This window comes from Acholeplasma laidlawii (assembly GCF_015709225.1).
GTDB classification, from domain to species: Bacteria; Bacillota_I; Bacilli_A; order Acholeplasmatales; family Acholeplasmataceae; genus Acholeplasma; species Acholeplasma laidlawii_A.
The window spans coordinates 1-20,980 of sequence record NZ_JADNRS010000043.1 but is presented as its reverse complement, the minus strand read 5'-3'; the positions used below and the strand labels follow the sequence as shown (position 1 = coordinate 20,980).

The 20,980-nt window shown below is 35.8% G+C and carries 35 protein-coding genes, 11 tRNA genes and 1 pseudogene; all 47 read right to left on the bottom strand.

Features of this window, described 5'->3' with window-relative positions; all coding sequences use genetic code 11:
* Positions 1–51: 51 nt before the first annotated feature.
* A complete protein-coding gene (locus IY230_RS04595; protein ID WP_196370202.1) occupies positions 52–528 on the bottom strand; it encodes a hypothetical protein in 477 nt (158 codons plus the stop codon).
* A 215-nt stretch (positions 529–743) separates the two neighbouring features.
* The gene (gene rplQ, locus IY230_RS04590; RefSeq protein WP_012242072.1) at positions 744–1,103 is read right to left on the bottom strand and encodes a 50S ribosomal protein L17; all 360 of its coding nucleotides are present in this window, start codon (positions 1,101–1,103) and stop codon (positions 744–746) included.
* 5 nt (positions 1,104–1,108) lie between these two features.
* The gene (locus tag IY230_RS04585) at positions 1,109–2,101 is read right to left on the bottom strand and encodes a DNA-directed RNA polymerase subunit alpha (RefSeq protein WP_196370200.1); all 993 of its coding nucleotides are present in this window, start codon (positions 2,099–2,101) and stop codon (positions 1,109–1,111) included.
* 23 nt (positions 2,102–2,124) lie between these two features.
* Entirely contained in the window at positions 2,125–2,517 is a 393-nt protein-coding gene (rpsK, locus tag IY230_RS04580) for a 30S ribosomal protein S11 (protein WP_012242070.1), read from the bottom strand.
* Positions 2,518–2,519: 2 nt separating this feature from the next.
* A complete protein-coding gene (gene rpsM / locus IY230_RS04575; protein ID WP_012242069.1) occupies positions 2,520–2,894 on the bottom strand; it encodes a 30S ribosomal protein S13 in 375 nt (124 codons plus the stop codon).
* Between the two features lie 12 nt (positions 2,895–2,906).
* The gene (gene rpmJ, locus IY230_RS04570) at positions 2,907–3,023 is read right to left on the bottom strand and encodes a 50S ribosomal protein L36 (RefSeq protein ID WP_012242068.1); all 117 of its coding nucleotides are present in this window, start codon (positions 3,021–3,023) and stop codon (positions 2,907–2,909) included.
* Between the two features lie 12 nt (positions 3,024–3,035).
* Positions 3,036–3,254 (bottom strand): translation initiation factor IF-1, encoded by a 219-nt coding sequence (gene infA / locus IY230_RS04565; RefSeq protein WP_196370198.1) that lies wholly within the window; start codon positions 3,252–3,254, stop codon positions 3,036–3,038.
* A 2-nt stretch (positions 3,255–3,256) separates the two neighbouring features.
* Positions 3,257–4,012, bottom strand: a complete 756-nt coding sequence (gene map / locus IY230_RS04560) for a type I methionyl aminopeptidase (protein WP_196370195.1) — start codon at positions 4,010–4,012, stop codon at positions 3,257–3,259.
* A complete protein-coding gene (locus tag IY230_RS04555) occupies positions 4,009–4,662 on the bottom strand; it encodes an adenylate kinase (RefSeq protein ID WP_196370193.1) in 654 nt (217 codons plus the stop codon). Before IY230_RS04555 ends, map begins: the two co-directional genes overlap by 4 nt.
* Positions 4,662–5,960 (bottom strand): preprotein translocase subunit SecY, encoded by a 1,299-nt coding sequence (gene secY / locus IY230_RS04550; RefSeq protein WP_012242064.1) that lies wholly within the window; start codon positions 5,958–5,960, stop codon positions 4,662–4,664. The genes IY230_RS04555 and secY overlap by 1 nt, the downstream gene beginning before the upstream one ends.
* Before the next feature lies 1 nt (position 5,961).
* The gene (gene rplO, locus IY230_RS04545; protein WP_012242063.1) at positions 5,962–6,402 is read right to left on the bottom strand and encodes a 50S ribosomal protein L15; all 441 of its coding nucleotides are present in this window, start codon (positions 6,400–6,402) and stop codon (positions 5,962–5,964) included.
* Positions 6,403–6,413: 11 nt separating this feature from the next.
* A complete protein-coding gene (gene rpmD / locus IY230_RS04540) occupies positions 6,414–6,587 on the bottom strand; it encodes a 50S ribosomal protein L30 (RefSeq protein ID WP_012242062.1) in 174 nt (57 codons plus the stop codon).
* Between the two features lie 4 nt (positions 6,588–6,591).
* A complete protein-coding gene (gene rpsE, locus IY230_RS04535; protein ID WP_196370191.1) occupies positions 6,592–7,098 on the bottom strand; it encodes a 30S ribosomal protein S5 in 507 nt (168 codons plus the stop codon).
* 14 nt (positions 7,099–7,112) lie between these two features.
* Complete coding sequence (gene rplR, locus IY230_RS04530) at positions 7,113–7,463, bottom strand: 50S ribosomal protein L18 (protein WP_196370189.1); 351 nt, start codon at positions 7,461–7,463, stop codon at positions 7,113–7,115.
* Between the two features lie 12 nt (positions 7,464–7,475).
* Positions 7,476–8,015: a 50S ribosomal protein L6 gene (gene rplF / locus IY230_RS04525; protein ID WP_196370188.1), complete on the bottom strand. Its 540-nt coding sequence runs from the start codon at positions 8,013–8,015 to the stop codon at positions 7,476–7,478.
* 18 nt (positions 8,016–8,033) lie between these two features.
* Positions 8,034–8,429, bottom strand: a complete 396-nt coding sequence (rpsH, locus tag IY230_RS04520) for a 30S ribosomal protein S8 (RefSeq protein WP_012242058.1) — start codon at positions 8,427–8,429, stop codon at positions 8,034–8,036.
* Positions 8,430–8,441: 12 nt separating this feature from the next.
* On the bottom strand, positions 8,442–8,711 hold the full coding sequence (gene rpsN / locus IY230_RS04515; RefSeq protein ID WP_012242057.1) for a 30S ribosomal protein S14: 270 nt from the start codon (positions 8,709–8,711) through the stop codon (positions 8,442–8,444).
* 10 nt (positions 8,712–8,721) lie between these two features.
* Complete coding sequence (rplE, locus tag IY230_RS04510) at positions 8,722–9,264, bottom strand: 50S ribosomal protein L5 (RefSeq protein WP_196370187.1); 543 nt, start codon at positions 9,262–9,264, stop codon at positions 8,722–8,724.
* A gap of 176 nt (positions 9,265–9,440) precedes the next feature.
* Positions 9,441–9,779, bottom strand: a pseudogene (rplX, locus tag IY230_RS06610) (50S ribosomal protein L24); the annotation flags it as partial.
* A gap of 13 nt (positions 9,780–9,792) precedes the next feature.
* Positions 9,793–10,161, bottom strand: coding sequence for a 50S ribosomal protein L14 (gene rplN, locus IY230_RS04500; RefSeq protein WP_012242054.1), 369 nt, complete (start codon positions 10,159–10,161; stop codon positions 9,793–9,795).
* A gap of 18 nt (positions 10,162–10,179) precedes the next feature.
* Positions 10,180–10,443, bottom strand: coding sequence for a 30S ribosomal protein S17 (gene rpsQ, locus IY230_RS04495; RefSeq protein WP_069580487.1), 264 nt, complete (start codon positions 10,441–10,443; stop codon positions 10,180–10,182).
* 14 nt (positions 10,444–10,457) lie between these two features.
* Entirely contained in the window at positions 10,458–10,646 is a 189-nt protein-coding gene (rpmC, locus tag IY230_RS04490; protein ID WP_012242052.1) for a 50S ribosomal protein L29, read from the bottom strand.
* Positions 10,643–11,059 carry a 50S ribosomal protein L16 gene (gene rplP / locus IY230_RS04485; RefSeq protein ID WP_012242051.1) on the bottom strand — a complete coding sequence of 139 codons (417 nt, stop codon included), beginning with the start codon at positions 11,057–11,059 and terminating at the stop codon, positions 10,643–10,645. The genes rpmC and rplP overlap by 4 nt, the downstream gene beginning before the upstream one ends.
* Positions 11,060–11,064: 5 nt before the next feature.
* Complete coding sequence (gene rpsC / locus IY230_RS04480; RefSeq protein ID WP_196370185.1) at positions 11,065–11,835, bottom strand: 30S ribosomal protein S3; 771 nt, start codon at positions 11,833–11,835, stop codon at positions 11,065–11,067.
* A gap of 7 nt (positions 11,836–11,842) precedes the next feature.
* Complete coding sequence (rplV, locus tag IY230_RS04475) at positions 11,843–12,178, bottom strand: 50S ribosomal protein L22 (protein ID WP_012242049.1); 336 nt, start codon at positions 12,176–12,178, stop codon at positions 11,843–11,845.
* Between the two features lie 12 nt (positions 12,179–12,190).
* Positions 12,191–12,469, bottom strand: coding sequence for a 30S ribosomal protein S19 (gene rpsS / locus IY230_RS04470; protein WP_012242048.1), 279 nt, complete (start codon positions 12,467–12,469; stop codon positions 12,191–12,193).
* A gap of 12 nt (positions 12,470–12,481) precedes the next feature.
* A complete protein-coding gene (gene rplB, locus IY230_RS04465; protein WP_012242047.1) occupies positions 12,482–13,312 on the bottom strand; it encodes a 50S ribosomal protein L2 in 831 nt (276 codons plus the stop codon).
* A 31-nt stretch (positions 13,313–13,343) separates the two neighbouring features.
* Complete coding sequence (gene rplW, locus IY230_RS04460; protein WP_196370184.1) at positions 13,344–13,646, bottom strand: 50S ribosomal protein L23; 303 nt, start codon at positions 13,644–13,646, stop codon at positions 13,344–13,346.
* Positions 13,646–14,269 (bottom strand): 50S ribosomal protein L4, encoded by a 624-nt coding sequence (gene rplD / locus IY230_RS04455; RefSeq protein ID WP_196370183.1) that lies wholly within the window; start codon positions 14,267–14,269, stop codon positions 13,646–13,648. The genes rplW and rplD overlap by 1 nt, the downstream gene beginning before the upstream one ends.
* An 11-nt stretch (positions 14,270–14,280) precedes the next feature.
* Complete coding sequence (gene rplC, locus IY230_RS04450; protein WP_196370182.1) at positions 14,281–14,919, bottom strand: 50S ribosomal protein L3; 639 nt, start codon at positions 14,917–14,919, stop codon at positions 14,281–14,283.
* Positions 14,920–14,965: 46 nt separating this feature from the next.
* Complete coding sequence (gene rpsJ, locus IY230_RS04445) at positions 14,966–15,274, bottom strand: 30S ribosomal protein S10 (RefSeq protein ID WP_012242043.1); 309 nt, start codon at positions 15,272–15,274, stop codon at positions 14,966–14,968.
* A 209-nt stretch (positions 15,275–15,483) separates the two neighbouring features.
* The gene (locus IY230_RS04440; RefSeq protein WP_196370181.1) at positions 15,484–16,899 is read right to left on the bottom strand and encodes a hypothetical protein; all 1,416 of its coding nucleotides are present in this window, start codon (positions 16,897–16,899) and stop codon (positions 15,484–15,486) included.
* A gap of 149 nt (positions 16,900–17,048) precedes the next feature.
* On the bottom strand, positions 17,049–17,486 hold the full coding sequence (locus tag IY230_RS04435; protein WP_196370179.1) for a MarR family winged helix-turn-helix transcriptional regulator: 438 nt from the start codon (positions 17,484–17,486) through the stop codon (positions 17,049–17,051).
* Between the two features lie 11 nt (positions 17,487–17,497).
* Complete coding sequence (locus IY230_RS04430) at positions 17,498–18,346, bottom strand: DegV family protein (RefSeq protein ID WP_196370177.1); 849 nt, start codon at positions 18,344–18,346, stop codon at positions 17,498–17,500.
* 109 nt (positions 18,347–18,455) lie between these two features.
* Entirely contained in the window at positions 18,456–19,310 is an 855-nt protein-coding gene (locus tag IY230_RS04425; protein ID WP_196370175.1) for an NAD(P)-dependent oxidoreductase, read from the bottom strand.
* Positions 19,311–19,452: 142 nt separating this feature from the next.
* Positions 19,453–19,815, bottom strand: coding sequence for a YccF domain-containing protein (locus IY230_RS04420; protein ID WP_196370173.1), 363 nt, complete (start codon positions 19,813–19,815; stop codon positions 19,453–19,455).
* Between the two features lie 94 nt (positions 19,816–19,909).
* A tRNA-Phe gene (locus IY230_RS04415) sits at positions 19,910–19,985 on the bottom strand.
* Between the two features lie 7 nt (positions 19,986–19,992).
* Positions 19,993–20,068 (bottom strand) — tRNA-Asp (locus IY230_RS04410).
* 15 nt (positions 20,069–20,083) lie between these two features.
* Positions 20,084–20,160, bottom strand: a tRNA-Met gene (locus IY230_RS04405).
* A gap of 40 nt (positions 20,161–20,200) precedes the next feature.
* Positions 20,201–20,289 (bottom strand) — tRNA-Ser (locus IY230_RS04400).
* A gap of 22 nt (positions 20,290–20,311) precedes the next feature.
* Positions 20,312–20,388 (bottom strand) — tRNA-Ile (locus tag IY230_RS04395).
* A 4-nt stretch (positions 20,389–20,392) separates the two neighbouring features.
* Positions 20,393–20,469 (bottom strand) — tRNA-Met (locus tag IY230_RS04390).
* A 43-nt stretch (positions 20,470–20,512) separates the two neighbouring features.
* Positions 20,513–20,588 (bottom strand) — tRNA-Ala (locus IY230_RS04385).
* A gap of 22 nt (positions 20,589–20,610) precedes the next feature.
* A tRNA-Leu gene (locus tag IY230_RS04380) sits at positions 20,611–20,697 on the bottom strand.
* A 15-nt stretch (positions 20,698–20,712) separates the two neighbouring features.
* Positions 20,713–20,788: transfer RNA gene (locus IY230_RS04375), tRNA-Lys, on the bottom strand.
* Positions 20,789–20,794: 6 nt separating this feature from the next.
* Positions 20,795–20,870, bottom strand: a tRNA-Thr gene (locus tag IY230_RS04370).
* Between the two features lie 8 nt (positions 20,871–20,878).
* Positions 20,879–20,954 (bottom strand) — tRNA-Val (locus tag IY230_RS04365).
* Between the last annotated feature and the right edge of the window lie 26 nt (positions 20,955–20,980).

The following is a 20,980-nucleotide window of genomic DNA, read 5'->3' as shown; positions in this document are numbered from 1 at the left end:
CATAGAACCTAATCATAAAAATAGGTGCTTACATTTAAGCACCTATCTAAATTATTCATCAAACATGTCTATGTTATTTTTATCTTTTTTTGATATGCGTTTTTCTTCTTTTTTCATGCGCTTATCAGCCTTTTTTTGAATTGCTGCAGCTTTTTTATCTGCAAGTGCTTGGCTTTTCTGTTCGCGAAGAGAACGTTTGTGATCACGTTTTTCACGTTTTGATTGACCCGCTTCAGTTAAAAATACACGTGTACCAAGGCGTACTTCATTTAAATTAACAAAATCAAATGTGATATATTGGCGTTCATTCGCTGAACGTTTTACTATTTCATATTGATTTTGAGTGATAGTAACTTTCTTGACACTCTTTGATATAAATACAACTTTACCGGTTAGCTTAACCTTATCTCCATTGACTGCTTTATAATGATCTGTTAAACCATCTGTATGAACATGCCAAGCTTTACCTTTTGAAAATAAAACTGTTTCCCCATTGTCAGCTTTATAGACTTTCATGTCTTTGCTCATTTCCCTTTTACCTCCGTCTCATACATTTAATACGTATTGAAAAAATACTTATGTATGTATTGATTACTATTATTATAGCATGAATTACCAATCTTTATTCATTTTGATAACTAAAATATTAGGTGTTGTTTTTAATACGATTTAATTTACTTAAGATAATTAGTAAAAGTAAAATAAAAAACCTTCTAATGATAGAAGGTTTTTAGAATTTAATATTAAATAAATTCGATGATTGCCATCGGTGCTGCATCGCCACGGCGAGGCACAGTTTTAATAATTCTTGTATATCCACCTGTACGATCGTTGTAACGTGGTGCAATTACGCTAAATAGCTTTTGAAGTGCATCTTTGCCTTCACCAGCATCTTCTAAACGTACTGTTTCAGCTGCTTGTCTACGAGCTGCTAAAGTACCTTTTTTAGCTAATGTGACCATTTTATCAGCAACGCGTTGTACGGATTTTGCTTTTGCTTCTGTTGTCGTAATACGATCATTGATGATTAAGTCTGTTACTAAATCGCGTAGTAAAGCTTCTCTTTGATCAGTCGTACGGCGTAGTCTTGATGGTATTGCCATAATTATTACTCCTTATCTTCGTCTGAATCAAATCCGAATCTTGCTTCTTTTGAAGTAGAGTGCTCGAATTCAAGTCCATGTTCTGCTAATTTTTCTTTTAATTCTTTGAATGATTTTCTACCTAATGAACGTAGTCTCATAACTTCTTCTTCAGATAATTTTAGTAATTCACCAACTGTAGTGATACCACTACGTTTTAGTGAGTTGAATAAACGAACTGATAAATCAAGTTGTTCAATCTTAGTATCTGATTTTTTGCTTGCTGGTTCTTCTTCAATATCGCGAATGAAATCAAATTCACTAGCTCTTTCAGAAATATCTACAAGTACTTGGAAGTGATCCACTAACATCTTAGATGCAAGTGCTAAAGCTTCTTTGGCTAAGATAGCACCATTTGTTTCAATTTCAATTGTTAGTTCATCTAAATCACCACGTGTTTTTTCTACACTGTAGATAACGCGTTCAACTGGTGTATAAAGTGAGTCAATTGGAATAACGTTTAATTCGTATTTAGAATATTGTTTATTTTGGTCAGCCGGTACATAACCAATACCACGTCTAACTGTAACTGTCATATTGAACTTAGCACCTTCTGCTAGTGTTGCAATATGTTGGTCTTTATTGACAACTTCGATGTCGTCTGCCAAATTAAAATCACCTGCAGTAATCACAGCTGGACCTTCTGCATATAATTCTAATTGTTGTTCATACTGTGGATCTTGTGAATCAACTGAGAATACGACCTTTTTAAGGTTAAGAACGATTCCCATCACATCTTCATAAACGCCTTCAATGGTAGAAAACTCGTGCTCCACACCTTCAATTTTAACATTGACGATTGCAGCACCTGGTAATGATGATAATAAGACACGTCTTAATGCATTACCTAAGGTTAACCCATAACCGCGTTCAAGTGGTTTGATTAAGAAGCGTCCCAAGTTACCTTCTTGAGATATTTCTTCGACAGATGTTGGTTTTTCAAATTTTAAATCTTTCACAAGTTTACCTCCTATGGTTTAAATTAGTTACGTGGACGTTTTGGTGGACGACATCCATTATGAGGAACTGGCGTCACATCTTTAATCGCTGTAATTTCTAATCCTGCTGCTTGTAAACTTCTAATTGCAGCCTCTCTACCAGGTCCTGGACCTTTAACATATACTTCTACACGAGCCATACCGTTGTCCATTGCACCTTTAGCTGCTGCTTCACTTGTAAGTTGAGCTGCAAATGGTGTAGATTTTCTTGATCCTTTAATACCTAAAGCACCAGCACTTGACCAAGAGATAGCGTTACCTGCTGGGTCTGTGATAGTTACGATTGTATTATTGAAAGTTGTATGAATGTGAGCAATACCTGAAGGTATGTTTTTTCTTACTCTTCTTTTAGTTGTTTTTCTTTTTTGAGCTGCCATTATTATTTACCTGCCTGTTTCTTTCCAGTAACCGCTTTAGGTTTCCCTTTACGAGTACGTGCATTGTTTCTTGTGTTTTGACCGTTTACAGGTAAGCCTTTACGGTGTCTAATACCGCGATATGAACCAATTTCCATTAAACGTTTGATGTTTAATGTTGACTCTCTACGTAAGTCACCTTCTGTAACGATTTTCGCTACTTCGCCACGGATTGCTGATAATTGATCGTCATTTAGGTCTTTAACACGAATATCTTCTGATACATTAGCATTCTTTAGCACTTCTTGTGCTGTAGTTTGACCAATGCCATAGATGTATTGTAACGAGATAACCACTCGTTTTTGAGTAGGGATGTCTACTCCTGCAATTCTTGCCATAGTTTAATCTCCTTAACCTTGTCTTTGATTGTGTCTTCTATTTTTTTTGTTGATCACGTATACGCGACCTTTACGGCGCACAATGATGTCATCTGCGCTGCGCTTTTTAACTGATGCTTTAACTTTCATTTTAATTGCTCCTTATTTTTTGCGGTATGTAATACGTCCGCGTGATAAATCATATGGTGATAATTCAACTGTTACTTTATCACCAGGTAAAATGCGTATGTTGTGGATACGGATTTTACCAGATACGTGTGCTATAACCGTGTGACCGTTGTCTAGCTCAACTATAAATTTTGTGTTCGGTAAAATTTCTTTAACCTTTGCTTCAACTTCTATTAAATCTTCTCTTGCCATAATTACTCCTTTGTTTTAGTCAATACTTCATAGCCTGTTTCGGTTACAAGTACCGTATGCTCGAAATGTGCACTATATGATTTGTCTTGTGTAACTGTTGTCCAACCGTCTTTTAAGATACGAACTCTTTTAGTACCTATATTGACCATTGGTTCTACACAAAAGGTCATTCCAGCTTTTAATATCACATTATTTGGTTCATAACCAAAGTTAGGAATTGCTGGATCTTCATGGAGACTTTGACCGATGCCATGACCGGTAAATTCTTCAACAATACCATAGCCATGTGGTCTAATGGTTTGTTCAACTGCTTTAGAAATCTCATTGACGCTTGCACCTGGTTTAATAACCGCTAAGCCATTCCATAGTGCTTCTTCTGTTACTTCTAACAACTTTTTGACTTCATTTGAGATAACCCCAACAGGAAATGTCCATGCAGAGTCAGCGTGATAACCCTTATAATTCACACCTAAATCGAGTGATAGAATATCGCCATCTTTGAGAACCTTCTTTTTGGAAGGTATACCGTGAATCACAACTTCATTGACAGATGCACAAATCGATCCATCAAATCCTTGGTATCCTTTAAATGACGGTGTTGCATCATTTTCGAGTATGAAATTATGTGCGAGCATATCAAGCTCATGTGTGGTAACACCTGGCTTAATGAAAGGAATTAGATATTCCCTAGTACGTGCCAAGATGTCACCAGCTGTTTTCATGAGTTCAATTTCTCTAGAACTTTTTATTGTAATCATTTTTGCTCCAGAATTTCTAATACATGTTTTGTAATCATCTCTAAAGGTTGATTACCATCAACATCCATAAGTAAGTTCTTATTTGCATAATACTTAATTAGCGGGAATGTCTCTTCTTTGTAAACACTAAGTCTACGAATAATTGTTTCTTTTTGATCATCTTTTCTTTGAACCAAGGTTGCACCATCATTATCACAAATACCTGCCACTTTTGGTGGATAGTTATCAACATGATATATAGCACCACATACTGGGCATGTTCTTCTACCTGTGATTCGTTTAACAATAACTTCATCACTTGATGAAATATTTAATACTATATCAAGTTTTTGATTTGTTACCGTTAATAGATTGTCTAAGAAAATTGCTTGATCAGGTGTTCTTGGATATCCATCGAAGATAAATCCTTTTTCAACATCTTTCTGACTTAGGCGATCTTTAACCATTTGATTGGTTACATCATCAGGTACAAGCAGCCCTTGGTCTGTATACTTTTTAGCTTCCAAACCAAGTGGCGTACTACCCTTTATATGTGTTCTGAACATATCACCGGTTGATATATGTGGGATATTTAATGTCTGTGAAATTATTTTTGCCTGTGATCCCTTGCCTGCCCCAGGAGGGCCTACAAATATCATCCTTGTTTTCATTAGAACAATCCTTGATACGTCTCTTGATTAGCTTGTGCTTCAAGTTGTTGTGTAGTGTCTGCAGCAACCCCAACTACGATTAATAGCCCGGTTCCACCTAAGGTGATGCTTGCAGCTTCTGCACCTACAAAGCCGAATACCCATGCAGTAATAATTGGAAGTGCAGCTAATACAACTAAGTATACTGTACCAATAACTGTGACTTTAAATAGAATTCTAGCAATATAGTTTTTAGTATCATCTCCTGGTCTTACACCTGGCACATATGCATTAGATTTTGATAAGTTATCAGCAATCTTATGTGGATTTGTTACCATGAATGTATAGAAGAATGAGAATGCAATGATTAAGATAAGATAAATAATGAATCCAAGTGGTTCTTGGTAATTGAAGATTGCATTGATCCAACTTTGAGTCCCTGCACCTAAACTACCTTCTAAGAAACCAACAATGGAAAGTGGAACTGATAGGATGGTTGATGCGAAGATTACAGGTAATACCCCAGCAGAGTTAATCTTTAATGGGATATTTGAATCTGTTCTTGTTTTACCACCTTGTCTATTTGCATAGTTTATAGGAATCTTACGTTTAGCGATGTTCATATAAACAACACCTAATAAAATACCTACATAAAGTAATAGAATTAATACATAGATTAAGATGTCAGTCCATTCACCTGTACCTAAGTATTTATCACTTAAAGTTGTGATCATAATCGGAATAGATGTTAACACACCCACACCAATTAATATAGATGAACCATTACCAACACCTTTAGCTGTAATTAGATCAGCTAGCCAAATTGCAAATGCAGAACCTGCAGTTACAACTAAAGCCATATAAAAGTAAGTAAAGAATCCACTATCTACGCCCACTTGAATTTGTGAGCCTCTAACACCTGTACCTAAAATTAAGAGTAAACTTTGAGCAAACGCTAATACGATTGCTAAGTACTTAGTCATACGTTGAGTTTTAACTTTCCCCGTATCACCTTGTTCTTGCCACTCTTTCATAGAAGGAACAACTGTTTGTAATAATTGTACTGCAATAGATGCAGTGATATAAGGTGAAATCCCTAGAGATAACACACTAAAACGTGCCAATGCTTGTCCTGTATAGCTATTTAAAATACCTAAGAATCCTGATGACCATGTTTGATTGCTTCTGAAAAGTTCAATGTTAAACAATGGAATTGGGATGTAACTTGCGACTCTAAATATGAAGATAAGTAATAACGTTATACCCACACGAGCCATAACTGAATTATTTGCTAATACATTTTTTATGCGCTGCCACATTTTAGATCACCTCGATTGTTCCACCAGCTGCTTCAATTGCTTCTTTAGCACTGTTTGAGAATTTGTTTGCTTTAACAGTTAGCTTTTTCTCTAACTTTCCATCAGCTAATATTTTAACGCCTGCTAATACTTTAGAAACTAATTTAGTTTGTAATAGTAATTCAGGTGTTACGACAGTACCGTCTTCAAAAACATTAAGCTCTTTGGTGTTCACAATCGCGTACTCTACTCTAGTGTGGTTGTTGAATCCACGTTTTGGAATACGTTGGAAGAATGGAATTTGTCCACCTTCGAATCCTGGACGTACACCGCCACCAGATCTTGCTTTTTGACCTTTATGTCCTTTACCAGAGGTTTTACCTGTACCACTACCTGGTCCGCGTCCTAAACGTTTTTTAGAATGTCTTGCTCCAGGAACTGGTTTTAAATTGCTTAATATCATGGTTTGCCTCCTTATTCTTTTTCCACTACAACTAGGTGACCAATTGTGTTGATCATACCGTTGATAGCGTCGTTTTCTACTTTTGAAACACTTTGTCCAATTTTTCTTAAACCGAGTGCGTGAGCGGTTTTAACTTGGTTTGGACGTCTACCGATTAATGATTTCTTTAATGTAATCTTTAACATAAGTTTACACCAAGTTCTCGATAGATACACCACGTAGCTTAGCTACAGCTTCTGGTGTTGTTAGAGATTCTAAACCTTGGAAAGTAGCACGCACTACGTTAATTGCAGTTTTAGAACCTAATGATTTACTTAATACGTCATGGATACCAGCTAAGTCAAAGATGATACGAGCCGCACCACCTGCAATGATCCCTGTACCAGGTGCAGCAGGTTTAATAACGATACGTCCACCACCGAATACGCCTAGTACTTGGTGAGGAATTGTAGAGTTCTTTAACGGAATATCAATGATATTTCTCTTAGCATTTTCCACTGCTTTTTTGATTGCTTCAGGTACTTCGGATGCTTTACCTGTACCAAAACCAACTTTACCTTGTTTGTTACCTACAACAACAAGTGCAGCAAAACGGAAACGGCGTCCACCTTTAACGACTTTAGTTACACGATTAATCGCTACAACTTCTTCTTCAAAAACGATTTCTTCTTTGTTATCTGTAAAATTTTGTGCCATGATAGACTCCTTTCCTAGAATTCTAAGCCGGCAGCTCTTGCTGCTTCAGCTAATGCCTTCACACGTCCGTGGTATAAATAACCACCGCGGTCAAAGACAACTTTTGTGATACCTAACTTTAAAGCTTGCTCAGCAACAGCTTTACCTAATGCTGTAGCACCTTCAATGTTAGCGCCCACTTTTAGTTCTTTAGTGTTTGCACTTGTTAGTGTGTTATGAGTTTCGTCATTAATGATTTGAACATAAATCGCGGTATTGGAACGAAATACGTTTAATCTTGGACGATCTGGAGTACCGATGACCTGTTTTCTGATTCTTAAATGTCTTTTTTGTCTCGTCTCGTTAGATGATTTTTTATTAATCATAGTCTATACTCCTTACTTCGCAGTTTTACCAGCTTTACGAGCAACATATTCGTCAACATAACGAATACCTTTGCCTTTGTAAGGTTCTGGTTTTCTGTGTTTTCTAATTTCTGCAGCGAATTGTCCTACAACCGCTTTATCAATACCATTTACAGTAATTTCAGTATTTTTAGGAACATCTAATGAAATACCTTCTGGTAATGGCATTTCAATATTGTGTGAGAAACCTAATTGTAATACTAAAGTGTTACCTTGAAGTTGAGCTCTATACCCAACCCCTTTAATTTCTAATTTCTTAGAGAATCCTTCAGATACACCATGTACCATATTAAATAATAGGGCACGCGTTGTTCCGTGGATTTTTCTCATGAACATTTCATTGTTTGGACGTTTTACTGTTAGTAAGTTGCCATCTAATGTAATGCTTAAATCTGAGTTTAATTGTTTTTCAAGTTGACCTTTTGGGCCCTTAACAGTTAAGAAGTTTCCTTCTTTAATGTCAACGGTAACACCAGCAGGAACAACAATAACTTTATTGCCTATACGACTCATTTTTGTATTCCTCCTTTATTACCAGACATACGCTAGAACTTCGCCACCAATTTGTTGTTGACGAGCTTCACGGTCTGTTAAAATTCCTTTTGATGTAGATACTAATGCCACACCTAAACCATTTAGTACACGTGGTAAGTTATCTATACTTGCATAGACACGAAGACCTGGCTTCGATATCCTTTTTAATCCTTTGATGACACGCTCATTTGTATCAGAATATTTTAAAGTTACAGTAATTTTTGGAAATTTATCCTTGTTTACTGAAAAGTCTTTAATAAATCCTTCTTGCTTCATAACTTTAAGTATTTCTAACTTAAGTTTTGAAGATGGCATATCAACTTTAGGATGACGCGCTTTATTCGCATTACGGATTCGCGTTAATAGGTCCGCAATTGGATCAGTCATAACCATTGTTCTTCCTCCTTACCAGCTAGCTTTTTTAACACCAGGAATTTCTCCCTTATGTGCTAATTCTCTGAATGTTATACGAGATACACCGAATTTTCTCATATATGCTCTTGGTCTACCGTCTAATGAATCTCTATTTCTTAATCTTACCGGTGATGCATCTTTTGGTAGACTAGATAAACCTTGGTAATCTCCAGCTTCTTTCAAAGCTCTACGTTTTTCAGCGTAGATTGCTACGATTTCGCGCTGTTTTTTATCTTTAGCGATTTTTGATTTCTTTGCCATAATCTACACCTCACTTCTTGAACGGGAAACCGAATTCAGTTAATAAGCCTTTAGCTTCTGCATCGGTTTGTGCCGTTGTTACAATAATAATGTCCATCCCACGAACTTTATTTACTTTATCAATGTTTATTTCAGGGAAAATGATTTGTTCTTTTACACCTAATGTGTAGTTTCCACGACCGTCAAATGCGTTTGCGGATACCCCACGGAAGTCTCTAACACGCGGTAATGCTACCGATACTAATTTTTCTAAGAAGTAATACATTCTATCACCTCTTAAAGTTACTTTAGCACCAATGGATTGACCTTCACGTAATTTAAAGTTTGAAATAGATTTCTTTGCTTTAGTAATAACAGGTTTTTGACCAGTTAGTAATGTTAACTCTTCAACTGCTTGATCAAGTAATTTAGAGTTAGATACTGCCTCACCAACACCCATGTTAACAACAATTTTATCTAATTTTGGAACTTGCATCACTGAATCGTAATTAAAGTCAGAAACTAGTTTAGGAACAATTTTTGTGTTGTATAATTCTTTAAATGCTGCGCTCATTATTTACCACTAGCTCCTTTCTTTTGTACGCTTGTGTTCTTTTCAACTTTTTGTGATTTAACAGCTTTTACTGGTTTAGCTTCTTTAGCTGCCTTAGTAACTTTAGCTGGTTTGTCTGTGCTTGATGTAGCTGCTTTTTCTACCTTTTCGGCTTTAGCTTTTGCAGGTTTAGCTGTTTTGTCTAAAGTTTGACCAGATTTCTTAGCATAACGTACTTTAACACCATTTTCAATACGATGTCCAATACGTGTAGGTGTGTTTGTTTTTGGATCAAGGATTGCTACATTACTTGCATGGATTGGAGCTGGAATTTCAACAATTCCACCTTTATCGTTTGCTGATGTAGGTCTTTGATGTTTTTTAACAATGTTAACACCTTCTACGATAACTGTGTTTTTAACACGGTCAATTTTTAATACGCGACCAGTTTTTCTAGTTTTTACACCTTTTTTATCTACTGCAAATTGGTCACCACCTGCAATAACTACAACTGTGTCTCCAGTTTTAATATTCATATGGGCTTCCTCCTTACAATACTTCTGGTGCAAGTGAGACGATCTTCATGAAGTTCTTCTCTCTAAGTTCTCTTGCTACCGGTCCGAAGATACGTGTACCTCTTGGGTTCATATCATCTTTAATAATAACTGCTGCATTATCATCGAACTTGATAGTTGAACCATCAGCTCTTCTAATGCCATGTTTTGTTCTAACAACAACTGCTTTAACAACATCACCTTTTTTAACAGTGCCAGTTGGGCTAGCTTTTTTAACTGTGACAGTAACGATATCGCCAATGTTTGCATAACGACGGCGGGTACCACCTAAAACTCTAATAACTAGAACTTCACGTGCTCCGGAATTGTCAGCAACTAATAATCTTGATTCTTGTTGTAACATATATTTTTCCGTCCCTTCTTAAACAATTTCTGCTGTTTTATCGACGCTTACTAAAATAAATTTCTTTGTTTTAGATAATGGTCTATGTTCAGCTATTGTTACAGTATCGCCCATTTTTGCAACATTATTTTCATCATGTGCATGGAATTTTTTTGAAACTTTCACAGCTTTACCGTAGATACGGTGCACTTTGTGAGTTTCCACTTGTACAGTAATGGTTTTATCCATTTTGTCAGATACAACTTTTCCAGTATAAAGTTTTTTATTTTTAACTTGTTCCATTGTCATATCCTCTCTTACTCGCCACGCTCAGAAATGATTGTTTTCATTTGAGCGATAGTTTTTTTAACAGTTCTTAATCTTGCTGTGTTTTCTAATTGACCAACAGCGTGCTGAAAGCGTAAATTGAATAATTCAGCTTTTAATTCAGCAATTTTGTTATGAATTTGATTTGAATCTAAATTTCTGATATCAGCTGCTTTCACGCTTCTTCACCTCTCTTGACAATTTTAACTTTAATTGGTAATTTGTGACCTGCTTTACGAAGAGCTTCTCTAGCAGTTGCTTCACTTACACCGTTAATTTCAAACATGATTTTACCTTCTTTTACTACTGCAACCCATGAATCTGGAGCCCCTTTACCGGAACCCATACGTACTTCCATAGGTTTTTTAGTTTTAGCTAAGTGTGGGAAGATATTAATCCATACTTTACCTAAACGTTTCATTTCACGAGTCATCGCGATACGAGCCGCTTCGATTTGACGGTTTGTTATCCAAGCACCTTCTTTAGCCACTAATGCAAAATCACCATTTATAATTTCGTTTCTACCTTTCGCTTTTCCTTCATAGGAAACACGATGAGGACGACGGTATTTTGTTCTTTTTGGCATTAACATAGTAATTAGTCCTCCTTGCTATTTCTTTTTCTTTGTTGAGGTCTTTGACCTGGTTGGTCATTACGTGGACGACGTTTTTGACCACGTCTTTGATTACCAGCTTCAAAAGGTTTTCTTGTGTCTAAAATAGATTGTCCTGGTAATACTTCACCATGATAAATCCATACTTTAATACCTAAGATACCATAAGTAGTACTTGCTTCTGCTGTAGCATAATCTACGTCTGCTCTTAATGTATGTAGAGGCACGCGTCCTTCTGAATAACCTTCGCTTCTAGCCATTTCTGCTCCACCTAAACGACCAGATACTAAAGTTCTAATACCTTTAGCGCCTGATTTAAGGGCACGTTGAATAGCCATTTTTTGAGCACGTCTGAATGAAGCACGGTTTTCTAATTGTTCTGCAATGCTTTGAGCAACTAAAACTGCAACTTTTTCAGGGCGTCTTACTTCAATAATATTTAAGATAACTTCTTTTTTAGTTAAGTATTCTAAATTAGAAACTGCTTTATTTTTAACTGATGCTTCTTTACCTAATGCAATACCAGGTTTTGAAACATAAAGTTTAATTGTAACTCTTTCTTTAGACTTAGCTTTAACGCGTTCAATCTCAATTTGAGATACACCCGCTTTACTAAAGTTCTCGTTTAGGAATTCTCTAATTAAAGCATCTTCTTTAATAAGTGCTGGTACATCTTTTTGATCAGCATACCATTTTGATTCCCAAGTACGGATGATACCTAATCTAAGTCCGTTTGGATTTGTTTTTTGTCCCATGCTTTAATTACTCCCTTTCTGCGACAACCACAGTAATGTGTGATGTACGTTTTCTGATTAAATGTCCACTACCTTTAGCGCGTGGTAACATTCTTTTCATAGTAATTGATTCGTTAGCCCATACTTCTTTAACAAATAAGTTTTCTGGGTTTAAATTTAAGTTGTGTGTTGCATTCGCGATTGCTGAGTCTAAGACTTTTGCAATAACTGGTGATGCACCACGAGGTGTAAACATTAGAATAGCTTGTGCTTCCTTAACATTCTTACCACGAATTAAATCGACGACAAGACGTACTTTCCTAGGAGCGATTCTAATGGTTTTTCCAATTGCTTTAGCTTCCATATTATCTTTCTCCTATCTCTTAACTTTCTTGTCTTCTTTTTTGTGTCCACGGAATGTACGTGTAGGAGCAAATTCTCCTAATTTATGTCCAACCATGTCTTCAGTAACGTATACAGGTACGTGTTCGCGACCATTGTATACAGCAATCGTGAAACCAATAAATTCTGGGAATATCGTTGAACGACGACTCCATGTTTGGATTACTTTTTTATCGTTTGATTTAGCTTGTTTTGCGACCTTATCTAATAATGATTGATCAGCGAAAGGTCCTTTTTTAAGTGAACGTGCCATGGGTTACCCTCCTTATCCGTTTCTACGTCTTACGATCATGCTTGTAGACGCTTTTTTCTTATCACGAGTTTTAATACCACGTGCTTTTTTACCCCAAGGGGTCATTTGTTGTTTTCTACCGATTGGTTGTTTACCTTCACCACCACCGTGTGGGTGATCGTTCGGGTTCATAACAGATCCACGTACTGTTGGACGTACACCTAGGTGACGTGTTCTACCAGCTTTACCGATACGAACTAATTCGTGTGATTCGTTACCAACTTCACCGATTGTTGCTTTACATGTACCTAAGATACGACGTACTTCACCAGATTGTAGACGGACTAAAACGTATTTTTCTTCACGTCCTAAGATTTGTGCGGATGTACCAGCACTTCTTGCAATTTGTCCACCACGACCAGGTTTTAACTCGATGTTGTGTACAATTGTACCTACTGGGATACTCATAACTGGTAATGCATTACCAACTTTAATATCAATTTCGCTACCTGAAACGATTAACGCTCCAACTTGTAAGCCTTTAGGTGCGATGATATATCTTTTTTCACCATCTAAATAAGTAATTAATGCGATATTCGCTGTTCTATTTGGATCATACTCAATTGATGTTACTTTTCCTGGAACATTATCTTTATCACGTTTAAAGTCAATGATACGATATTTTCTCTTTGCTCCACCACCGATATGTCTAACGGTTAATTTACCCTGGTTGTTACGACCACCAGTTTTAGTAATTGGCGCAAGAAGTGATTTTTCAGGAGTAGATGTTGTAATTTCATCAAAGGTAAGAACACTCATATTACGACGACCATTGGTCGTTCTTTTATAAATTTTAACTGCCATAAGTTAATTCTCCTATATCTTTCACTATTGATTAAACTGCGAATGCAGCAATCTTTTGTCCTTCTACAAGCTGGACAATCGCTTTTTTGTATCCTGGCTTTAAACCTTCATACTTACCAACTTTTTTACGTTTAGGTAAAACAGTAATGGTGTTAACTTTTAGTACTTTAACTTCAAAGACCGCTTCAACTGCTTTTTTGATTTCAACTTTGTTTGCAGTTTTTGGTACTTTGAATGTGTATCTATTACTTTCTTCGACGAGTTTCATTGATTGCTCAGTAATAATCGGCGCACGTAATAAATCATAATATTTAGCTTCTACTACTTTAGCCATTATCCTAGTACCTCCTCGTAGTATTTAACAGCACCTTGTGTCAAGACCACTTGTTTGAACTTAAGTAACTCATATACTGATACTTGAGATACTTCTCTAACTACTGATCCTGGTAGGTTGTTTGATGCTAGTAATAAATTTTTATCAACACTGTCTACTAACACGATTGATCTATCGTCTAGATTTAAGTTGTTCATGATTTCGATGAATAATTTTGTTTTAGGCTCAGCAACAGTAATGTTGTCTACTAAAACTAAATTTTCAGCAAGTACATGATATGAAAGTGCACTCTTTAAAGCTAATTGTTTAACTTTTTGGTTAACTTTCACAGCATAACTTCTTGGGATTGGTCCGAAAACGATCCCGCCGCCTCTCCATTGTGGTGAGCGGATTGAACCTTGACGTGCACGACCTGTACCTTTTTGTCTCCATGGTTTTTTACCACCACCGCGAACTTCAGCACGAGTCTTCGTTTTTGCTGTACCTTGTCTTAACGCTGCGCGTTGAGCATTGACAACATCATATAGCACTTGTTGGTTAGGTGTGATACCGAAGATTGCGTCATTTAAAGCAACTTCAGAAATCTTTTCACCAGCTTGATTGAATAAATTTAATGTTGGCATAATTATTCTCCTTAGTTACCTTTCTTAATTGCGCTTCTTACAACGACATACCCTTTTCTAGGTCCTGGTACTGAACCAGATACTAGTAGTAAATCATTTTCTGTATCAACCGCAACAATTTTTAAGTTTTGAACAGTTACTTGTTCATTACCCATTTGTCCAGGTAATCTTTTACCCTTCATGTTTCCTTTAACAGCTCCTAATGAACCAACGCCTCTATGATATCTAGAACCGTGAGTCATAGGTCCTCTTGATTGGTTGTGGCGTTTAATATTACCTTGGAAGCCTTTACCTTTTGATGTACCTGTTACGTCTACATCTTCTCCTGCTGTGAATAAGTCAGCTTTAATTTCCGTTCCTACTTCTAAAGCTAACAGTTCATTATTAAGCGCATCAAATCGAATTTCTTTAACGAAGCGCTTAGGTGCAGTATTTGCTTTTTTCACGTGCCCTAATTCAGGCTTGTTACTTAATTTTTCACGTTTGGATTCAAATCCAACTTGAGTTGCTTGGTAACCATCTACTTCAACAGTTTTTTGTTGTAGTACAACGTTGCCTTCAACATCAATTACAGTGACAGGAATTAATACACCATTTTCATCGAAAATTTGTGTCATTCCAATTTTTCTACCTAAGATTCCTTTGGCCATTGTCTTTCCTCTTTCTTTTTATTTTTTTAGCCTTGTAACATCTGTTTTATTTTTTCAGAACGATGTCAATTCCTGATGGTAAATCAATTCTCATTAAAGCATCGATTGTTTTTGAATTCGGATCTAAGATTTGAATTAATCTCTTATGTGTTCTTCTTTCGAATTGTTCACGACTGTCTTTGTTGACGTGTGGACTTCTTAACACAGTAAAGATTTCTTTTTTAGTTGGAAGCGGAATTGGACCTTGGACTACTACCCCTGTCTTTTCAACGCTTTCAATAATCTTCTTAGCAGCCTGATCAATTAATCTGTGATCGTATGCTTTTAAACTGATTTTAATAATATCTTTTGCCATTTTTATTCTCCTTTCGCCTATAATCCTTGCATAGACTTTACTCCCTGGAAATACTCGATACATCGACAACGGCTATCGGTGTATCAACAACCTTCCAGATCAACGCTTTACTTGTATTTACGCAAGCCTTATTATTATATAAAAAAAGAGTTTTTATTGCAACCCTTTTTTGTCTTTTTGTATATCTTTATGTTTAAAATGTGGTATTTTCACACTGTTTTACCATATAATCTCTCACCTTGATTATATCTATAAATGATCTCGCTATAGAGTGGAAAAAGATCAGGTTTTATCGTAAATTTTCTAAATCCTCTATATATGAGTTTTTGTAAAAAATCTGGATTATATAGATCTTTTCCCATCACATAAGTTCTTTTAGATTTTCTGTACAAAATATTTCTTAAATCTGAATGTTGTAGAGCATATTTAATACTATTGACCTCCTCCGGTAGTAATAGTTCAAATCTTTTATCTAAATCAATGATGGCGTATTCAAATCCTTTGAACGCTGATAGATTCAAACTACTATACTCTGTATTCACTTCTAAGCCAATTTCTAACTTATATCCTAGCTTCTTAATACTTATGTTTTCTAAATACTTTTTTATTTGATTAAACGCGTTAACATCCTCAATATCAGGGATTGTAATACATACACGATCATTTGGTGTTTTAAATGCTGATTTCAGTTCTATTTCATAGATATTTGAATGATTTGTGATGGTTGTTATATCTAGTTTTGTTTCGTTACCTTGACTAAAGTATACATCAAGTAACTCTAGTTTTGGCAAAGCAATTAGTATATCACTATTTGGAAAAGTTTCAAATAGTTTCTTATAAAACACCTGTCGTCTGGTTAGACAAGCAATACCAGCGTTTTGAATATAGCCTTTTTCAGGCTCTACTATGATAAAGTCAGGATCTAAGTGTCTGGATTTATGTATTTGAGATAGCTTATGTATTGCTACACCCAACTGAAATTTGCCTCTGTCTTTTCTCGTCAGTTTAGTATATTCAAGTTCCAAACCCGGAAGTAATCCTAAATCGTATTTTTTAAATTTATAACTGCATCTTACTTTATAGGTACCACTTGATACCAAGTACAGAATACATTTTGAATCCAGGATACACGTCTCCAATGAACTTGGTCTATCTTTATAAAGAACACCAACTACATTATCTGGTAAATCAAATAGATATTTAGGTTGATAATTCTTCATTTCAACAACTAACTTTGATTGATTATCAAGTAACATGTAATGCATTTTAATATGCATTTGATCTAGTATTTCCCACATATAACTGATTATCTCTTCATGATAAATAGACGATTCTTCTAAGTTATTAATAAAATTAGTTATGATACTTGATACACTTTTTCCTATTGTTATAGAATTTATAAACTCTAGTTTTAGGACTTCTACTATCACGGGTAGTTTGTCCAGAATATCCGGATCGTTAATATCTAAAAATCCTTGATGATACCTTTGAACATAACCTTCATTCTTTGTATTGATGATATCATCCAATATATTATTGATGGTTTCTACATCTTGTTGATGTGCTATGATTTGTTTGCCAAAATCTATTTCGAGGTATGTTCCTCTGATAAAATTTTCTTTCAATGCTTACTCCCTTATACTAAATTTCTATAGGTTTTTCTTATAAAAAAACCACATATTATTATACTAAAAACTGTCTATATTACAAAAAAGAAGTTAGATTTATGATATCTAACTTCGCTTTGTGGGACTATTTATATAGTTTTTTCAAATTAATACTTGGACTTGAAATAAGTTGTAATATTTTCCAACGATTTCAATAATACTTCATCGTTTTCTATGTCTGTATCATGAAACAACGATGTGATCATATCCTCATGAAAGTTATCATGAATTAATAGAACTTTAAGTGCTTCATCTGTTAATTTTAAGTATACTTTACGTCTGTCTTTATCATCTGAATATCTGTATACCATCTTTTTTCTAACTAGAATGTTAATGGATGTTGTTAAAGTACCTAGTGTTACACGTAATCTTTTAGCAACCTCGCCCATGGTAGGAATCTCGGTATTTCTAATCGCCTCAAGTACGTGTACTTCAGTCATTGATAACTTAACGTTGTTTTCTTTAAGTTTTTCTTCTTCAATTCTTAAGATATGATTGAATACGTCAACAAGTAATGTGTTTATGATTTCTTTTGCAGATGGCATTTATACGCTCCTTAAATTTCAAAATATCCTAGACCGATTGTACCAGGTCCAGCATGTGCACCTACAACTGGTGTAAGTGGAATAATTGTTACGGTTGCATTCGGCTTTGCTGCAGTTAATTCTTCTTTTAATTCTTCAGCTTTACTTAAATTAGTTGTATAAGCTATATAATACTCAACATCTTTATCTTTAGTTTCTTCTAAGATGATTTCTAATACTCTTTTTTGAGCTTTAGTAGTTGTTCTAATTTTTTCATAAGGTTTAAGTGAACCATCATCCATAATTTTTAGAAGTGGTTTGATCTTCAGTAATGTTCCAATTAAACCTGCTGCTGCAGATAATCTACCATTTTTCACGAGATATTTTAGTGTATCTACTAAAACATAAATCTTAACTTTCGATCTTATATCATTTAAACTGGATACAATTTCAGCTACATCTTTACCTTGATTAATCAGTTCAAGTGCCTTTCTAGCTAATACAAACTCTCCAAATGAAACACTTTTTGAATCAATTACTTCAACATTTAAACCCTCTACTAAATCACGAGCAAGTAAAGCACCCTGATAAGTTCCACTTAACTTTGATGAAATAGATACAACAATTAGGTCTGAATAACCTCTGTTTTTAATTTTTTCATAAACTTCCTGGAATTTACCGGTTGATACTTGTGAAGTATGAATATCCGCGTTTGGTTTATCCACCATCATTGTATAGAACTCATCAGATTTAATTTCTGTATGGTCTACGTATTCCTTTCCATCAAAGAATACGGTAAGTCTTATAATCTCTGTTTGATCTTTTTCTTTTAGATAATCCATTCCGGATGTAGATAATACTGCGACTGCTATTTTTTTCATAATTTTTCTCCCTTAAAATACTTTGAGTATCAAAATAATTTTTATAGATTAAGTTTATCACATAATTATGAAAATGCATACCATTAAATGAATAATCAAGCGAATATTGTTACAAAATTGCTAAATTATCTAGGTAATATAGTATTAGAGCTTGGGTACCTTTATTTTCATGGTTATTATCTACTAATACTTCTAGCATATCTCGTACTATAACTGTTACTTCTAGATGCTTAACACTAGATTCAATGGCTAAATTTAAGTCTTTTAAGAAATGTTTAATATAAAATCCTGGTTCATAGTACTTATTAATCATATGTAAACCATTTGTTTTCATTTGAGTACTTGATGCACTACCTCCCATGAAAATATCAAATGCCTTTGTAAGATCTAAATTTAGCGAATTCGCATAATATAAACTCTCAACCGTGCCTGCAAGTGTACCGGCAATCGCAATTTGATTTGCTAGTTTAGTACGTTGACCATTGCCAGCTTTACCCATATACTGGATCGTTTTACCAAAGGTTTCTAATAATGGCTTAATGATTTCAAAGTATGCTTCATCACCACCTACCATAATAGAAAGCGTACCAGCAATAGCGCCAACTTCACCACCAGTTACTGGTGCATCCATCATGTGTAGGTTTTTTTGATTAGCCATTTCATATAAGTGTTCTGCAAGTGATGGTGATGAGGTGGTCATATCAACAATTATAGTACCCGGTTTTGCTGTCTTGAATACCTCTAAAGCTACAGCTTCTACATCTTTTGGATAGCCCACTATCATAAATATGATATTTGATCTTTGTGTTAGTTCTTCAATGTTAGATGCCACATAAGCGATATCAGAAAGTTTTTCGGCTTTTTCTTTTGTCCTGTTATATACCGTCAATGTATGACCCGCTTCAGCAAGATGTCTTGCAATTGGACTTCCCATGATGCCCGTTCCTATGAATCCTATATTCATTTTATACCTCTTCTTTCTAGTTGTAATTACTTTAATTTAATATGATGTATATACTTTATATATATTAACTACACATTAGTATATCAAATTAAGATAGACATTACACCCAAACCCAGAATTTCCCAAATAAAAAGCCTACTTTTTAAGTAGACCTTATTGTTGCACCAAATGGTATAAGTGCTAATTTAGATAGTTTAAACCATTGTAATCCAAATGGGATACCTATGATAGTCACACAAAATAGTGCACCTATAATGATATAGCCCAATGCTGTTTCCCACCCTAAGAAGATGATCCATAATATATTTAGTATTGGATGTTTATCAAAATTTATGATGACATCATTTCCAAATGGCCAGATAACCAATTGTGCAAACTTAAAGAATTGTAGTCCAATTGGAATACCAATAACACTAATGCATAAAAGTACACCTAAAATGATCCAAATTAATGCAGCAAAAAAACCACCAAATATAAACCAAATAATATTTCCTAATATTTTCATAACTTTCCCCTTTATTTTAACCCTATTATACCAAATTTCTATCTTTAAACAATAAAAAAAGTCTGTATATAACAGACTTTGCTAAGATCATAAGTGGTGGCTCCAAGCGGAATCGAACCGCTGACACGAGGCTCTTCAGGCCACTGCTCTACCGACTGAGCTACAGAGCCACTAAAATGGCGGTCCGGACGGGATTTGAACCCGCGATCTCCTGCGTGACAGGCAGGCATGTTAACCCCTACACCACCGGACCTTTTTAAATTTTAATTGGTTGCGGGAGATGGATTTGAACCATCGACCTTCGGGTTATGAGCCCGACGAGCTACCAGACTGCTCTATCCCGCGATATGTTGTTATTATACCATAAATGGTTTTAAATTTGTAGTGGCGGAGGAAGAGGGATTTGAACCCCCGCGGCTTTTACACCCTGTCGGTTTTCAAGACCGATCCCTTCAGCCTCTTGGGTATTCCTCCACGTTTATTTAAAAGTTAATACTGGTGGACCCGGTTGGACTCGAACCAACGACCGACCGGTTATGAGCCGGTAGCTCTAACCAACTGAGCTACGGGTCCGTACTGGTAGCGGCGGGGGGACTTGAACCCTCGACCTTGCGGGTATGAACCGCACGCTCTAGCCAGCTGAGCTACACCGCCATATATTGGTTAGAAACTTTTGATACTAATTTGAATCGTAAACTGGTGGAGCTTAGCGGGATCGAACCGCTGACCTCCTGCGTGCAAGGCAGGCGCTCTCCCAGCTGAGCTAAAGCCTCAACAATTTAATTAATTTTTTAGTGGTGCCCGGGGTCGGACTTGAACCGACATGGCTGTTATGCCACAGGATTTTAAGTCCTGCGTGTCTACCGATTTCACCACCCGGGCATTAAATTATAAAAGTGGTGTCCCGTGATGGACTCGAACCATCGACACCTTGATTAAAAGTCAAGTGCTCTACCACCTGAGCTAACGGGACATGTAGTGGTGCCGAAAACAGGAATTGAACCCGCAACCTACTGATTACAAATCAGTTGCTCTACCGATTGAGCTATTTCGGCTAGTAAAGTGGTGGAGGATGACGGGCTCGAACCGCCGACCCCCTGCTTGTAAGGCAGGTGCTCTCCCAACTGAGCTAATCCTCCGAAAAAATGGTATAAAATTGAGATGA